This window comes from Nocardia sp. NPDC003963 (genome assembly GCF_053605105.1).
The window spans coordinates 1,100,382-1,115,741 of sequence record NZ_JBSGIP010000001.1 but is presented as its reverse complement, the minus strand read 5'-3'; the positions used below and the strand labels follow the sequence as shown (position 1 = coordinate 1,115,741).

At 68.1% G+C, this 15,360-nt stretch carries 14 protein-coding genes; 12 read left to right on the top strand and 2 right to left on the bottom strand.

The window, feature by feature from the left end; all coding sequences use genetic code 11:
• Positions 1 to 85 precede the first annotated feature (85 nt).
• The 3 genes from ACWEWT_RS05120 to ACWEWT_RS05110 are packed head-to-tail and all read left to right on the top strand — an operon-like array spanning position 86 to position 3,140.
• The gene (locus tag ACWEWT_RS05120; RefSeq protein ID WP_452556319.1) at positions 86 to 985 is read left to right on the top strand and encodes an SDR family NAD(P)-dependent oxidoreductase; all 900 of its coding nucleotides are present in this window, start codon (positions 86 to 88) and stop codon (positions 983 to 985) included.
• On the top strand, positions 982 to 2,067 hold the full coding sequence (locus ACWEWT_RS05115; protein WP_452556317.1) for a TIGR03857 family LLM class F420-dependent oxidoreductase: 1,086 nt from the start codon (positions 982 to 984) through the stop codon (positions 2,065 to 2,067). The genes ACWEWT_RS05120 and ACWEWT_RS05115 overlap by 4 nt, the downstream gene beginning before the upstream one ends.
• Positions 2,064 to 3,140 (top strand): phosphotransferase, encoded by a 1,077-nt coding sequence (locus ACWEWT_RS05110; RefSeq protein WP_452556315.1) that lies wholly within the window; start codon positions 2,064 to 2,066, stop codon positions 3,138 to 3,140. Before ACWEWT_RS05115 ends, ACWEWT_RS05110 begins: the two co-directional genes overlap by 4 nt.
• Positions 3,141 to 3,157: 17 nt before the next feature.
• On the opposite strand, the gene ACWEWT_RS05105 is transcribed toward ACWEWT_RS05110, so the two are convergent.
• Positions 3,158 to 3,796: a short chain dehydrogenase gene (locus ACWEWT_RS05105; protein ID WP_452556313.1), complete on the bottom strand. Its 639-nt coding sequence runs from the start codon at positions 3,794 to 3,796 to the stop codon at positions 3,158 to 3,160.
• A gap of 146 nt (positions 3,797 to 3,942) precedes the next feature.
• Between ACWEWT_RS05105 and ACWEWT_RS05100 the strand changes: the two genes are divergently transcribed.
• The 9 genes from ACWEWT_RS05100 (at position 3,943) to ACWEWT_RS05060 (ending at position 13,645) form a co-directional block, all read left to right on the top strand.
• Complete coding sequence (locus ACWEWT_RS05100) at positions 3,943 to 4,821, top strand: helix-turn-helix transcriptional regulator (protein ID WP_452556311.1); 879 nt, start codon at positions 3,943 to 3,945, stop codon at positions 4,819 to 4,821.
• A 64-nt stretch (positions 4,822 to 4,885) separates the two neighbouring features.
• Positions 4,886 to 6,046 (top strand): LLM class flavin-dependent oxidoreductase, encoded by a 1,161-nt coding sequence (locus tag ACWEWT_RS05095; RefSeq protein WP_452556309.1) that lies wholly within the window; start codon positions 4,886 to 4,888, stop codon positions 6,044 to 6,046.
• 73 nt (positions 6,047 to 6,119) lie between these two features.
• Positions 6,120 to 6,662, top strand: a complete 543-nt coding sequence (locus tag ACWEWT_RS05090; protein WP_452556307.1) for a MarR family winged helix-turn-helix transcriptional regulator — start codon at positions 6,120 to 6,122, stop codon at positions 6,660 to 6,662.
• Positions 6,659 to 7,363 carry a CE1759 family FMN reductase gene (locus tag ACWEWT_RS05085; protein ID WP_452556305.1) on the top strand — a complete coding sequence of 235 codons (705 nt, stop codon included), beginning with the start codon at positions 6,659 to 6,661 and terminating at the stop codon, positions 7,361 to 7,363. The genes ACWEWT_RS05090 and ACWEWT_RS05085 overlap by 4 nt, the downstream gene beginning before the upstream one ends.
• An 82-nt stretch (positions 7,364 to 7,445) precedes the next feature.
• Positions 7,446 to 8,177: a trimeric intracellular cation channel family protein gene (locus tag ACWEWT_RS05080; RefSeq protein ID WP_452556303.1), complete on the top strand. Its 732-nt coding sequence runs from the start codon at positions 7,446 to 7,448 to the stop codon at positions 8,175 to 8,177.
• A 232-nt stretch (positions 8,178 to 8,409) separates the two neighbouring features.
• Positions 8,410 to 10,197, top strand: a complete 1,788-nt coding sequence (locus ACWEWT_RS05075) for a hypothetical protein (RefSeq protein WP_452556301.1) — start codon at positions 8,410 to 8,412, stop codon at positions 10,195 to 10,197.
• 69 nt (positions 10,198 to 10,266) lie between these two features.
• Positions 10,267 to 10,716 (top strand): helix-turn-helix transcriptional regulator, encoded by a 450-nt coding sequence (locus ACWEWT_RS05070; RefSeq protein WP_452556299.1) that lies wholly within the window; start codon positions 10,267 to 10,269, stop codon positions 10,714 to 10,716.
• Between the two features lie 5 nt (positions 10,717 to 10,721).
• Positions 10,722 to 11,132: a VOC family protein gene (locus tag ACWEWT_RS05065; RefSeq protein ID WP_452556297.1), complete on the top strand. Its 411-nt coding sequence runs from the start codon at positions 10,722 to 10,724 to the stop codon at positions 11,130 to 11,132.
• 122 nt (positions 11,133 to 11,254) lie between these two features.
• Complete coding sequence (locus ACWEWT_RS05060; protein WP_452556295.1) at positions 11,255 to 13,645, top strand: ATP-binding cassette domain-containing protein; 2,391 nt, start codon at positions 11,255 to 11,257, stop codon at positions 13,643 to 13,645.
• A 7-nt stretch (positions 13,646 to 13,652) separates the two neighbouring features.
• On the opposite strand, the gene ACWEWT_RS05055 is transcribed toward ACWEWT_RS05060, so the two are convergent.
• The gene (locus ACWEWT_RS05055) at positions 13,653 to 15,251 is read right to left on the bottom strand and encodes a serine hydrolase (RefSeq protein WP_452556293.1); all 1,599 of its coding nucleotides are present in this window, start codon (positions 15,249 to 15,251) and stop codon (positions 13,653 to 13,655) included.
• Positions 15,252 to 15,360 lie beyond the last annotated feature (109 nt).

The window sequence follows — 15,360 nt, the reverse complement described above, 5'->3', positions numbered from 1 at the left end:
CACCGGGACGCCGTCAGAATGCCATACTGTCCGGACACCTGTACGGAATAGTGTTCGGGCGAGAGAAACGAGCGAGAACAGGCCCATGAGCGGAAACCAGACCCTGTGGGGACGCGGCGCCGTCGTCGTCGGCGCCACCAGCGGCATCGGCCACGCCGTCGCCCACGCCCTGGCCGGGCACGGCGCCGGAGTGGTCGTCAACGGACGCAACGCACCCGCAGTCGAACGCACCGTCAACTCCCTGGCCCTGGCCGGACACCGCGCCGTCGGCGTCACCGGCAGCGCCGCCGACGAAACCACCGCCACCGAACTCGTGGACACCTGCGTGCGCACCTTCGGCGCCATCGACGTCCTCGTCAACTGCGCCGGTATCGCCGAACCCGCCGGATCCTCCATCCTCGACGTCAGCACCCGCGACTGGCACGCCCTGCTCGACTCCCACCTCACCACCACGTTCAACACCTGCCGTGCCGCCGCCCCGAAAATGGTCGCCCAGGGCCGCGGCAGCATCATCAACACCAGTTCCTTCGCCTACCTGGGCGACTACGGCGGCACCGGATACGCCGCCGGCAAAGGCGCGGTCAACTCCCTCACCCTCGCCATAGCCGCGGAACTCGCCGAACACAAAGTCCGCGCCAATATCGTCTGTCCCGGCGCCAAAACCCGGCTCTCCAGCGGATTCGCCTACGAAGCAAAGATCATGGAGCTCTACCGCCGCGGCATGCTCGACGAGATCAGCAAGAACGCCGCCCTCGACGCCCCACCCGCCGACTGGGTCGCCCAGCTGTACCTGTACCTCGCCGGTGCGGCCGCCGAACAGATCACCGGGCAGATCTTCGTCGCCGCGGGCGGATTCGTCGGCCGCTACGACCGCCCGACCCCGAGCATCCTCGCCTTCCGCGACCACCACGACACCCAGCCCTGGACCCAGGACGAACTGCACCGCATGATCGGCGGCCGCGATACCGAGGACGGTTCCCGGTGACCGAATTCCCCGAACTCGGCTGCTACGGCCTCGCCGGGCACGCCACCGACCCGCACATCCTGCTCGACGAAGCCCGCGATGCCGAACACCTCGGCCTCGGCGCCGTGTTCCTGTCCGAACGCTTCAACACCAAAGAAGCCTTCGCCCTCGCCGCCGCCGCCGGCGCGGTCACCACCGAACTCGGTATCTGCACCGCCGCCACCAACCACAACACCCGCCACCCGCTGATCGCCGCCGCCGGCGCCGTCACCCTGCACCGCCTCACCAGGGGCCGCTACAGCCTCGGCCTCGGCCGGGGATTCGGCGCGCTCTTCGACGTCATCGGCCTGCCCCGGATCACCTCCGCCCAACTGCGCGACGCCACCGACCTCTACCGGCGGCTCTGGCGCGGCGAAACCGTCGTCGGCCACCACGGGCCCGCCGGTGACTACCCGATCCTGCACCTGGACCCCACCTACGACGAAGCCATCCCGATCACCCTCACCGCGATCGGCGCCAACACCCTGCGCCTGGCCGGACAGATCGCCGACTCCGTCGTCCTGCACACCTTCTTCACCGACGACACCACCGCGCGTGCCGTACACACCATCCGCACCGCCGCCGCGGCCGCCGGCCGCGACCCCGCGACCGTCCGGATCTGGTCGGTCCTGGCCGTCGTGGACGACACCCAGGGCGAAACCGCCCGCCTGCGCAAACTCGTCGGCCGCCTCGGCACCTACCTTCAGGGCTACGGCGATATCCTCGCCCAGGTCAACGGCTGGGACCCGCAGGTACTCGACGACTTCCGCGCGCACCCCCTGGTCACCGGCGCCGGTGGTGCCCTCGACGCCGTCGCCGACACCACCACCCTCGCCGCGGTCGAAGACCTGCTGCCCGCCGAATGGCTCGCTGCCTCCGCCACCGGAACCCCCGAGAAGTGCGCCGCGCGGATCGCCGACCAGTTCGACGCCGGCGCCGACGGTGTCATCCTGCACGGCAACACTCCCACCGAACTCGCCCCCGTCCTCGACGCGTGGCGGCGGCACCGCGACCCCGCCCGGTTCGCCGGCCTGCCCGCCAACCCCGGCAGGAGCCGCGCATGACCAGCCCCACCGATATCGCCGGCCTCACTCCCGACTGGCTCACCGCCGCCCTCGGCCGCCGCGTCACCGCCGTCACCGCCGAAGCCGTGGGCACCGGCCAGATCGGCACGGTGCACCGATTACGGCTCACCGGCGACGGGGTCCCGGGACAACTGCTGGCGAAACTACCCGCCGCCGACCCCGGCGTACGCGCCATGCTGGCCGGGGCCTACCGCCAGGAGGTCCGCTTCTACACCGAGATCGCTCCCACCGTCGCCATCCGCACACCCCGCTGCCATCATGCCGAGATCCACGGCGACGGAGCCGAATTCGTACTCCTGCTGGAAGACCTCGCCCCCGACCGGCAAGGGGACCAGATCGCCGGCTGTCCGGTCGCGCACGCCCATCCGGCGGTCGCCGATCTCGCCGGCCTGCACGCCCCCCGCTGGTGCGACGACACCCTGCTCGAAATCGAGGGGTTCAGCCGCAACGGCCCCGGCGAAGCGGAAACGCTGCGCGAACTCTACGGACCCACCACCGATATCTTCCTGGACCGGCTCGGGCACCGGCTCACCACCGAAGACCACACCACCCTGCGCGCCTGCGGCGAGGTGATCGCCGACTGGCTGCTCGCCCGCCCCGAACGGTTCGGGCTCGTCCACGGCGACTACCGCCTGGACAACCTGCTCTTCGGTACCGGCGCCACACCGCGGGTCACCGCCGTCGACTGGCAGACCGTCAATCTCGGCCTCCCGGCCCGCGATCTCGCCTACTTCATCACCACCGGACTCGACCCCGAGATCCGCCGTACCGCGGAGGAAGACCTCGTCACCACCTATCACCAGCGCCTCACCGAACTGGGCGTGACCGGCTACACCGTCGAGGACTGCTGGCAGGACTATCGCTTCGCCGCTCTCCAGGGACCGCTGGTGGTGGTGTTCGGCGCCGCCTACGGCACTGCGTCCGAACGCGGCGACGCCATGTTCGCCGCCATGATCCGGCGCAGCTGCGCCGCGATCCGCGACCTCGACTCCCTGAACCGGCAGCCGGCGCCCCTGCGCTCGCCCGCACCGCGCCCGGCTCCGGCCGAGTGACCTCACCCGGACGACAGTCACGAATCCGCGCCGACCACTCGAGCGCCGCCGCGGGCAGGCCCGCGCGGCCTACCGACCGAGAGCGTCCGGCCGTGGACAGTGCCCTCCACCGCGTCCACATAGAGCTGAGCGATATCGGCCACGGGGGTGCCGCCGGCCGGGTCCATACCCAGTCCGATCAGGGTTTCGCGCACCCAGCCCGGACTGACGGTGTTCAGGCGGATACCGCGCGGCATCTCGATCGCCGCGGCCTGCACGAACGCCTCCAGGCCCGCGTTCACCAGATAGCCGAGCGAACTCCCCGGGACCGGTTCGGTGAACCGGCCGCTGGTGAGGGTCACCGAACCGCCGTCCCGTACCCGGGCCGCCGCTCGCCGGACCAGATCCACCTGCCCCACGAGTTTCCCGTCGAGACCTGCCCAGAACGCCGTATCCGACCGGGCGTCCAGCGGCGTCAGGCCGCCGCTCGCGGCGCAGCACACCACGGCATCCACCGCGCCGACCTCGGCGAACAGCCGATCGATCGTCGCGGTATCCGCCATATCAACCCGCGCGGGCCCACGACGTGACGCACGCACCACCCGATGACGCACCGACAGCCCCGCGGCGACGGCGCCACCGATAGTGCCCGTCGCCCCGATCACGAGAATCCTCATCGCTGTCCTCTCCTCCGGTTCGGCCCCTTGACATCAGCCTGCGACGGCCGGTGCCCCGGTCCCAGACCACTGCCGTAGGTACACCCGCGATGGGTGCATCCGGCAGGTGCAGGTTCACCGGCCGCGGATCCGCGAGACTGGTAGCCGTGAGCACGTACACCGAGCTGGGCGAATTCCTGCGATCGAGGCGGGCCCGGCTGCAACCGGAGGAGGCCGGTCTGCCCGTGTACGGAGGCCGGCGCCGGGTGCCGGGACTGCGCCGCGAGGAGCTCGCGCAGCTCGCCGGCGTGAGCGCGGGCTACTACACCCGTCTCGAACAGGGACAGAGCCCCAATGCCTCGGATTCCGTCCTCGACGCGGTCGCCCGCGTCCTGCGTCTGGACGAGGCCGAGCGCGCGCACCTGTATTCCCTGGCCCGGCCGAAACCGAAAGGTCGCCGCCGTACTATCGCCGAGCCCGAGCAGGTGCGGCCCGGCGTACGACGCATGATCGACTCGTTCGGTGACGTACCCGCCCTCGTCCTGGGACGGTTCGTCGACATCCTCGCCTGGAACCCGATGGCACACGCGCTACTGGCCGGCCATCTCGACGTCGACGCGCCGAACCGTCCCGACGATCGCCCCAATATCGCCCGCATGGTGTTCCTCGACCCCCATACGCGCGAACTGTACGACGACTGGCCCCGTAAAGCCCGATCCACCGTGGCCGACCTGCGCCTGATCGCCGGACAGCATCCCGGCGCACCCGCCCTGAGCAATCTGATCGGTGACCTGACCCTCGCGAGCCCCGACTTCGCGACCCTCTGGGCCGCGCACTCCGTGGCCGACTGCGGCGGCTCCACCCGCACCCACCACCATCCGGTCGTCGGCGCCATGACGCTCACGACCGAGTTCATGACCCTTCCCGAGGACGAGGGACAACGGGTGGCCGTTTACACCGCCGAACCCGGCTCATCCGCCGAATCCGCCCTGCGAATCCTGTCCGGACTCGTCGCCGCCACACCATTCGGCCGGCCTGTGGAATAACCCCACCACCCCCGCCGTTCAAGTAGATGCAAACGCATAGAAACTACGGTGGGAGTGACACACGATGCAGTTCGGAATCTTCTCGGTCAGCGACATCACGCGCGATCCCGTGACCGGCGTGACGCCCAGCGAAACCGAACGGATCGACGCGATCGTCCGGATCGCCCGCAAAACCGAAGAAGTCGGCCTCGACGTCTTCGCCATCGGCGAGCACCACAACCCGCCGTTCTTCTCCTCCTCACCGACCACGCTGCTCGGCCATATCGCGGCCACCACCGAACGGTTGATCCTCACCACGGCCACCACCCTGATCACCACCAACGACCCGGTGAAGATCGCCGAGGACTACGCCATGCTGCAGCACCTGTCCAAGGGACGCATGGACCTGATGCTCGGCCGCGGCAACACCGGACCCGTCTACCCGTGGTTCGGCAAGGACATCCGCGCCGGACTACCGCTGGCCCTGGAGAACTACAACCTTCTGCACCAGCTGTGGCGCGAAGACGTCGTCGACTGGGAAGGCAACTACCGGACACCGCTGCAGGGCTTCACCGCCACCCCGCGCCCGCTCGACGGTGTGCCACCGTTCGTCTGGCACGGATCCATCCGCACCCCGGAGATCGCCGAACAGGCCGCCTACTACGGCAACGGCTTCTTCGCCAACCACATCTTCTGGCCCACCGCCCACTCGCTGCAGCTCATCGAGTTCTACCGGCAGCGCTTCGAGCACTACGGCCACGGCACCAAGAAACAGGCCATCGTCGGACTCGGCGGCCAGGCCTACATCGCCAAGAAATCCCAGGACGCCTGGAACGAATTCCGCCCCTACTTCAACGAAGCCCCCGTCTACGGCCACGGCCCCTCGCTGGAAGACTTCGCCGAGATGACCCCGCTGTCGGTCGGCAGCCCGCAGGAGATCATCGACAAAACCCTCACTTTCCACGACACCTTCGGCGACTACCAGCGTCAGCTGTGGCTGATGGACCACGCCGGCCTCCCGCTGAAAACGGTCCTGAACCAACTGGACCTGCTCGGCGAGGAAGTGGTGCCCGTCCTGCGCAAGGAACTCGACGACCGCCGCGACCCCGAATCCGCGCCCGCGCCCACCCACACGGCCCGGGTCGCCGCCGAATACGGTGACAAGCCGGCCCGGCAGGCCCGCCCCAACGCCAACCAGGGCGACAACCTGGCCGGCGCCAGCCCCTACCAGGACGCCACCGTATGAGCGGGACAGGCCCGGAGTCGGTAGCGAAGCGTGACCACGCAGGGCCCCCGCTCATACGCCGAGGAGAGACAGCATGAGCGAGCCCGGTCCGCGCGCAGTAGCCGGGCGGGAGCGTGACGATCCCGCGCTCCCGCCCGCCGGGCCCCGAAGCCCCGGCGCGGAAACGGCCAGGACCAGCGGACGACTCGCCAACGACGCCTGGGAAGCGGTACTGACCGCGCACGCGCTACTGATGAAACAGTTCGCGGCACAGGACGTGTGGCACGGACTCACCATGCGCGAGTACGACGTCCTCTACACGCTGTCCAAATGCCCCGAACCCATCCGCCCCGCCGAACTCAACCGGCACGTCCTGCTCACCCAGCCCGCACTGTCCCGGATGGTGGACCGCCTCATCGACCGCGGCTTCGTCCAACGCACCCGCGACCCGCACGACGGCCGCGGGGTCCGGCTCTCACTCACCACCGAGGGCCGGACCCGGCAACGCCGCATCGGCGGCCGCCACGCCGTCGGCGTCGCCCGGGCCCTGACCGGTGTCCTGACCGACGAAGAACTGCGCACCCTCGAACAGATCTGCGGCAAACTCGCCGACACCACGAAAGGGAACGAGATATGACAACCACCAACGGCCAGGGAACCACGCCCTACCGGCTGGTCGTGGTCAGCGGCGGCACCAGCAACCCGTCCTCGACCCGTATGCTCGCCGACCGCGTCTCCGCACGTATCGGTGCACTCACCCGCCGCCGCGGGGCCACTACCACTGTCACCGTCATCGACCTGCGGGAACTGGCCACCGAGATCACCACCGCGCTGGTCTCCCAGCTCATGGGCCCCAAGATGACCGCCGCCATCGACACGCTCGCCGCCGCCGACGGCCTGATCGTCGCCGCCCCCGTCTACAAAGCCGCACCCAGCGGCCTGCTCACCTCCTTCTTCCACGTCCTCGACAACGATCTGCTCATCGCCAAACCGGTGATCCTGGCCGCCACCGCCGGTACCTCCCGACACGCCCTCGTCGTCGACGAACAGATGCGCGCCCTGTTCGCGTTCCTGCGCACCATGACCGTGCCCACCTCACTGTTCGCCGCCTCCGAGGACTGGAGCGATACCGACCTCGACAAGCGCATCGACCGCGCCGCACTCGAACTGGTACTGCTGATGGAGAGCGGGTTCGCGCACCAGGTCAAAAACGAATCATGGGACAGCTACCAGCACAGTTTCGGGAGCGCCGGAGGTAGCGAAACCGGCGTCGACCTCGACACCGACCTCATGCGGCTCGCTGCCGGCGGAGGACCGACCGTGAAACCCCGCGTCTGACCTGCCCGGTGGGCGCCACGCACCCCGCCCGCGGCGCCCACCACCACCGAAAACCGGAAACCGGGCGTGTTAGTTTGCTGCGGTGGCCGCACCCATCGACACCATCGACCAGGTCACGCGCTATCTCGACCTCGCGGGAGTCTTCGCCTGCGCCATGCTCGGCGGCGCGGTATCCCGCACCGAGGGACTCGACCTGTTCGGGTTCCTCGTCGTCGGTATCGTCTCCGGACTGGGCGGCGGCATCATCCGCGACACCCTGCTCCAGCAGGGCCCACCGGTAGCGCTGACCGACTACGCCTACCTACCCACCGCCGTCGCCGGAACTCTCATCTCGTTCCTCATCCACCTCAGCGAACACTCCTGGGACCGGTTGTTCACCGCCCTCGATGCCGCCGTGATCGGCTTCTGGGCGGTCACCGGCGCCCAGAAAACCCTCGCCGCGGGCCTCGGCTGGCTCCCCGCCGTCCTGCTGGGCATCACCACCGCGGTCGGCGGCGGCGCCACCCGCGATGTCCTGCTCCGGCGGGTACCGGCCGTCTTCGGCGGCAACGGTCTCTACGCCACCGTCGCCGCCGTGGTCGCCGGAACCATGGTGATCTCCACCTACCTGGGCGCACCCGCCGTCGGCATCGTCGCCGGTATCGCCTTCTCGCTGGTGCTCAGGCTCGCCGCCGTCCGATTCGGCTGGGGCCTGCCCAACGGCCTGAACTGGCAGCCGCACACCCGCCTCGCCGCCGCCTTCCGCGGCGCCCGCACCACGCGCCGCATCCGGAGCACCGGTACCGACGAGGAAGCCCGTCCCGACGAACCGTGACGCCGCACCTGTTCGCACCGGTCGAACGCCACACGCGACGAGATCCGGTACCGCCGTGCACCGCGGCTATACGCGCGATTGCGAGTAGCCGACACCGAGCGAGGAACCCCGGAAACCGGTCGGTGCACCACCGTTCCAGATCCGGAGATGTTTCGGGTGCGGCAACCGACGGACACCGGAGCGACCCCGGCGAGTTCGCTCGGTGTCGGTGAACGCGTGTAATTTACGGGCGATGCGCAAGATCGACTCGGACGGGCTCTCGGACAAGCTGCGGGCCCTACTGGCCGCACAGAGATCGGAACCGAGTCACGACTGGCTGTCCTGGTCGGCGGCAAAAAGGTTGCTGCACTGCGTGCGGATGCTGGCCACCGATACCGATCCCGTCATCCGACGGGAGACGTGGGAAGCGCTGGAACTCCTTCTCGACGAGAGCACTCGGAAGGATTTCTACGGTGCGCTCACAGGCGATCTCGAGACACCGCAATTCGAAACACTGCTCACCGAGACCGACCCGCAGATCCGCGCCCAGGTACGCCGGGTTATCCTCGCCGACCAGCAGCACCTGGCCCCGACGGCCCTGAACCTGTTGCGGGACGATCGCTTCGACTACGCATGGCCCGATGCCATCGAAGTACTACGACAGTCGCCGAACACCAGGATCCTCATGCTGAGAGGGCCGGTGATCGACCACACGACCCTGATCGGGGTGCTGGCCGACGCCCCCAGCGAACGACTGACCGAGGTACTGTCCGCCGCGCTCGGCCTGCCCGCCGCGACTCGCGTACCGGCACTCCTCCCGGACTGCCCGCCGACGCCCATCGACTGCGAGTGGCCCGGCTGCGGTGGCGTCGTCGCGGCAGACCAGTGCACACACCTACCCGTTGTGATCGCCCTCCTCGGTAGCTCGATCGAGCGTATCCGCGACGAAGCGATCACGGCACTGTGCCGATTCGGGCCGGGCCCGATCGATGCGCTCCACGCCGCGCGCCGAACGAACCCCTCGATACGACGAGTCGCGCTGACAGCGCTCGCCGAATTCGGATGGCACCACATCCCGGCAGGTGACCTGGACGTGCTGCGACGGTTCGTCCGGATGAAACAACGCGACGAAACACCGGAACCACAATCTCTGCGCGACGTGCGCGGGGCATGGTATGCCCTGCCGACCACCGATCAGACCGCCGTCCTGGACGCCCTGGACCTCACCGATCCCGTACCCGCCACACTGCGCACGGGATTCCGGTCTTGGCGGTGGCAGCCACGCCGGGCGATACCCACATACGGATGGAACGAGCGGGCAGACGAATTCTGGACCGAGAATCTGCGGTTGTACGACCACGACGAATACCCCGAAGTATTCGTCACCCCGGCACTGGACGGGTGGACACTGGTCCTCTGCGGTAACACGGCACTCGGGGGAGTGGAACCGGGCCCGATCCCGGTCCGGCGCCGGCACGAGATGTACCGGCGGATGGAGCACCTGAGCCGGCGGTTCGGGACCGCGCACTGGTTCGAGCATTTCCCGGACGAAGCCTACGACGAACTCACCGGTGACTACACACCCACAGCATGGAGCCAATGGTGCAGCGCCCAGGACGGTGACATCCGCATGCACTGCATATCCGCCGACGATGTCTACGTGTACCGCTGCGAAGAAGCGGATCCGGTCGACTCCCTCGACGAACTGAACGCCTGGATGGAAACCAACGACCGACGGCACGAACCGCACTCACCGAAGGAAGAAGAAGCTCGGGCGGAAGCACTGTCGTTCCTGCTACACCAACGCCATGGAGACAGTCGACTCCCGCCGGAAGACCAGGAACCCGAGGCACCCGACGAGTTCGAGGGACTCGAAGTCGACCCTGAACAAGACCAGACGTTCGGCGCGGGTGCGGCGGCCCGGCGATTGTCCGCAGATATCGAGGCCCTGGGCCCACACACCGAAGTCCGCGGTTCCGGAGTGCTGACCGTACCTCGCGCACTGCGACACCAGCTACGCCGCGGCACCCTACCCATGTGACCTCCCGGGCGACCCGATCCCACCACTGGAAACTGGGCAAGCCGGGCACGATATGGAACGATCGGCCTCGTGACCAGCAGACCCACCGCGGAGCAGCATCTCCGCGACCTCGCGCTGTTACGCCGCGTCCGCGACCGCATGGACCGGGAATACGCGCAACCCCTCGACGTCGAAGCACTCGCCCGCGGCGTCAACATGTCCGCCGGGCACCTCAGCCGCCAATTCAAACTCGCCTACGGCGAATCACCCTACGGCTACCTGATGACACGCCGTATCGAACGCGCGATGGCGCTGCTGCGCCGCGGCGACCTCAGCGTCACCGAAGTCTGCTTCGCGGTCGGCTGCTCGTCCCTGGGCACCTTCAGCACCCGCTTCACCGAACTCGTCGGCATGCCACCCAGCGCCTACCGGCGACAGGAAACCGACGCCACCGCCGGCATCCCGTCCTGCACGGCCAAACAGGTGACCAGACCGATCAGGAATCGAGAAGCCCCGGTAACCGACCCGCAGCTAGCGTGATCTGCATGGATATCAGCATTCACGCCAGCTACCTGCCCCAGGACGACCCCGAAGCAGCCATCCGCTTCTACCGCGACACCCTCGGCTTCGAAGTCCGCAACGACGTCGGCTACAACGGCATGCACTGGATCACCGTCGGGCCCGCCGGGCAGCCCGGAGTCTCGATCGTCCTGCACCCCCCGGCCGCCGATCCCGGCATCACCGAAGAAGAACGCAAAACCATCGCCGAAATGATGGCCAAGGGCACCTACGCCGGTATCAACCTCGCCACCGCCGACCTCGACGGCACCTTCGAACGCCTCCAGGCCGGAGACGTCGAAGTCGTACAGGAACCGACCGAACAGCCCTACGGCATCCGCGACTGCGCCGTCCGCGACCCCGCGGGCAATATGATCCGCATCCAGCAACTGCGCTGACCGGCGGTACACCCACCCGGACCCGACCGGAACAAGCCGGCCCGCCCCGCCGGGCCGGCCGGTAACACCCGGCCGCCCCGAACCGACAGGCCGATGTCGACGACCGCACCAGAGGGAGACAGATGACCACCGCCACCAAGACCGATATGCAGGCGTCCACGACACACGCCGCCGACAGCCACGACCTGATCCGGGTCCAGGGCGCGCGCGTGCACAACCTCAAAGACGTCAGCGTAGAGATCCCGAAACGGCGGCTCACCGTCTTCACCGGCGTCTCCGGCTCCGGTAAGAGCTCCCTCGTCTTCGCCACCATCGCCGCCGAATCCCAGCGGATGATCAACGAAACCTACAGCGCCTTCGTCCAGGGTTTCATGCCCAGCCTCGCCCGGCCCGACGTCGACCTGCTCGAAGGCCTCACCACCGCCATCATCGTCGACCAGGAACGCATGGGCTCCAACCCCCGCTCCACCGTCGGCACCGCCACCGACGCCAACGCCATGCTGCGCATCCTGTTCAGCCGCCTCGGCGACCCCCATATCGGCTCGCCCAACGCCTACTCCTTCAACATGCCCTCGGTCACCGCCACCGGCGCCATCACCGTGCAACGCGGCGCCAAAACCGTCGCCGAGAAGGCCACCTTCAGCCGCCTCGGCGGCATGTGCCCACGCTGCGAAGGCATGGGTTCGGTCACCGACTTCGATATGACCGCGCTCTACGACGAGAACCTCTCCCTCAACGACGGCGCCCTCACCGTCCCCGGCTACAGCATGGACGGCTGGTACGGCCGCATCTTCCGCGGCTGCGGCTTCTTCGACGCAGACAAACCGATCAAGAAATTCACCAAGAAACAACTGCACGACCTGCTCTACAAAGAACCGACCAAAATCAAGATCGAGGGCATCAACCTCACCTACGAGGGCCTCATCCCCAAAATCCAGAAATCGTTCCTCGCCAAAGACGTCGACGCCCTGCAACCCCATATCCGGGCCTTCGTCGAACGCGCCGTCACCTTCACGACCTGCCCCGAATGCGACGGCACCCGGCTCACCCGGGAAGCCCTCGCCTCCAAGATCAACGGCAAGAACATCGCCGAACTGTGCGCCATGCAGATCAGCGACCTCGCCGACTGGGTCCGCGAACTCGACGAACCCGCCGTCGCACCCCTGATCAGAGGTCTGCAGCACCTGCTCGACTCGTTCACCGATATCGGCCTCGGCTACCTCTCCCTGGAACGCCCCTCCGGCACCCTCTCCGGGGGAGAGGCACAACGCACCAAGATGATCCGCCACCTCGGCTCCTCGCTCACCGACGTCACCTACGTCTTCGACGAACCCACCATCGGCCTGCACCCGCACGATATCCAGCGCATGAACGACCTGCTGCGCCAACTCCGCGACAAAGGCAACACCGTCCTCGTCGTCGAACACAAACCCGAAGCCATCGAAATCGCCGACCACATCGTCGATATCGGCCCCCGGGCCGGCAGCGAAGGCGGACAGATCGTCTTCCAGGGCACCGTCGCCGGACTCCGCGCCAGCGACACCCTCACCGGCCGCCACCTCGACGACCGCGCCACCCTCAAGAAAACCGTACGCACCCCGTCCGGCGCCCTCGAAGTACGCGGCGCCGACTCCCACAACCTGCGCGACGTCGACGTCGACATCCCCCTCGGGGCCCTCGTCGTCGTCACCGGTGTCGCCGGATCCGGTAAGAGCTCCCTGATCACCGGCTCGGTATCCGGCCGCGACGGCGTCGTCACCATCGACCAGAGCGCCATCCGCGGCTCCCGCCGCAGCAACCCCGCCACCTACACCGGACTACTCGACCCCATCCGCAAAGCCTTCGCCAAAACCAACGGCGTCAAACCCGCCCTCTTCAGCTCCAACTCCGAAGGCGCCTGCCCCACCTGCAACGGCGCCGGCGTCATCTACACCGACCTCGGTGTCATGGCCACCGTCGAATCCACCTGCGAAGAATGCGAAGGCCGGCGATTCCAGGCCGCCGTCCTCGAATACACCCTCGGCGGCCGCAATATCGCCGAAGTACTCGAAATGTCGGTCGCCGAAGCAGAAGAATTCTTCGGCTCCGGCGACGCCAAAATCCCCGCCGCCCACAAAATCCTCGACCGCCTCGCCGACGTCGGACTCGGCTACCTCCGCCTCGGCCAGCAACTCACCACCCTCTCCGGCGGCGAACGCCAACGCATCAAACTCGCCACCCAGATGGCCGAAAAAGGCGGCATCTACATCCTCGACGAACCCACCACCGGCCTGCACCTCGCCGACGTCGAACAACTGCTCGGACTCCTCGACCGGCTCGTCGACTCCGGAAAATCCGTTATCGTCATCGAACACCACCAGGCCGTGATGGCACACGCCGACTGGATCATCGACCTCGGCCCCGGCGCCGGCCACGACGGCGGGCGCATCGTCTTCGAAGGCACCCCCGCCGACCTCGTCGCCGACCGCTCCACCCTCACCGGCGAACACCTCGCCGCCTACGTCGGCGCCTGACCCGGCCTCACCGCACGAACGTGCCGAACCCGTCCGAATCGTAGAACTCCAGCCACAACCGATCCCCGTCGAACCGGGCCTGCGAAACACTGCCCGGATTCGCACTCTCACCAGTGGGGGAGAAGACGAACGTGTCACCGTCGCGATGCCGCAACGGCATCGCGACGTGACGCGGCCCCATCGTCAACAACAGCGAATCACCGTCCACCGACACCGCGGCCGGACCGTAGAAGTCGTTACCGTAGCTGCCCGCATAGTCCTCCAGCGGCCGCGCCGGGACCGGGGCAGCCGGTAGCGGCGCCCCCACCAACTCACCGACCGGTGCGTTCACCTGCGCGAATGCCCCCGAATACAGCTCCCACCAGTTCTGCCGCACCTCACCGAACTGCACCAGATCAGCGAACTCCGCATTCAACGTCTCCGGCACACCGACCGGCGCCGCATTGGTCAGCGTCACAATCCCCACATTCGCCGACGGAATCATCGTCATCGCCGTCGCCGCACCCTGATCGAACGCCCCCGAATGGCTCAGCACCACCCGCCCCGCCGCCGAATTGCCCACATTGAAACCGAACCCGTAATCACCCGCCCGCGCATCCGGCGCACTCGGCGGCGACGCCACCGACTGCGGCGACACCGCCGGCAGCAGCGCCTCGGGCGCCACCAGCTGATCACCGCCGTGCTTCCCGTTCGCCAGCACCATCATCATCCACTGCGCCATATCCGATACCGACGAACTCACGCCACCGGCGGGGGACTGGGCATCGGGCTGCCGTCCCGGCCGCGCCGGCCGATACTCACCGTCCACCAGCACATGCCCCGACGCCCGGTCACCGGCCGCCAGGAAATCGGCATACCGGGAACTGGTCGACATCATCCCCAGCGGCCGATAGATCGACTGCTCCGACAACACCGACCAACGCTGCTTCGCCGCATCCGCGACCGCCATCGCCGCCGCGGTGAGCCCGAAATTCGTGTACGCATACGAATCACGGAACGGCGCCAGCGGCAGCATCCGCAAGCGATCCAGGATCTGGGCCCGGTCGAATCCCAGATCCTCCAACTTGTCACCGGCATGCTCGGGCAGCCCCGAGCGGTGCGCGTACAGGTCACCGACAGTCACATGGTCACTCACATACGGATCGCTCAACGCGAACCAGGGCGCCCGCTCCCGCACCGGCGTATCCCATTTCACCACGCCCGACCCGACCTGACGCGCGACCACGGTGGCACCCACCGGTTTGGACAGCGACGCCAGCTGGAACACCGTCTCCGCATCCACCGGCTGCCGCCCGTCCACATCCCGGACCCCGAACCCCTTCTCGAACACCACCTCACCGTCGTAGACGACGGCCACCGCCATACCGGGAATATTCGTGTTCCGCATCAATTCCTCGGCACGATATTCGAGAGTGCCCAGGATATGTTCCACCCGGCCACGCGGGATCGCCACTCCGGCGGCCTGATCGGGCCGCGGCGCCGCCTCCGACGTCGAGGGCGCGGCAGCGCCCGGCACCGGCGTGGGTTCCCGGTTACCACACCCCGACACCAGACCCGCGGCGGAAACCACCGCCACCCCGAGAGCCACCACCCGACGTCTGCGCATTGCTCACCTCTGGAGGTCGTCGCTGACCGAGCCCTGAACGTCCGAGCCTAGCCGGAGCGGTTCGCCGCAGCCGCGAACCGAACGCCGTCGGCTCGTCGCGGGGGAGGAG

What these genes read in the sequence shown, in the direction of transcription:
- ACWEWT_RS05120 (WP_452556319.1), top strand. Translation starts at nt 86, where the DNA reads ATGAGCGGAAACCAGACCCTGTGGGGACGCGGCGCCGTCGTCGTCGGC.
- ACWEWT_RS05110 (WP_452556315.1), top strand. Translation starts at nt 2,064, where the DNA reads ATGACCAGCCCCACCGATATCGCCGGCCTCACTCCCGACTGGCTCACC.
- ACWEWT_RS05105 (WP_452556313.1), bottom strand. Translation starts at nt 3,796, where the DNA reads ATGAGGATTCTCGTGATCGGGGCGACGGGCACTATCGGTGGCGCCGTC.
- ACWEWT_RS05095 (WP_452556309.1), top strand. Translation starts at nt 4,886, where the DNA reads ATGCAGTTCGGAATCTTCTCGGTCAGCGACATCACGCGCGATCCCGTG.
- ACWEWT_RS05090 (WP_452556307.1), top strand. Translation starts at nt 6,120, where the DNA reads ATGAGCGAGCCCGGTCCGCGCGCAGTAGCCGGGCGGGAGCGTGACGAT.
- ACWEWT_RS05085 (WP_452556305.1), top strand. Translation starts at nt 6,659, where the DNA reads ATGACAACCACCAACGGCCAGGGAACCACGCCCTACCGGCTGGTCGTG.
- ACWEWT_RS05075 (WP_452556301.1), top strand. Translation starts at nt 8,410, where the DNA reads ATGCGCAAGATCGACTCGGACGGGCTCTCGGACAAGCTGCGGGCCCTA.
- ACWEWT_RS05065 (WP_452556297.1), top strand. Translation starts at nt 10,722, where the DNA reads ATGGATATCAGCATTCACGCCAGCTACCTGCCCCAGGACGACCCCGAA.
- ACWEWT_RS05060 (WP_452556295.1), top strand. Translation starts at nt 11,255, where the DNA reads ATGACCACCGCCACCAAGACCGATATGCAGGCGTCCACGACACACGCC.
- ACWEWT_RS05055 (WP_452556293.1), bottom strand. Translation starts at nt 15,251, where the DNA reads ATGCGCAGACGTCGGGTGGTGGCTCTCGGGGTGGCGGTGGTTTCCGCC.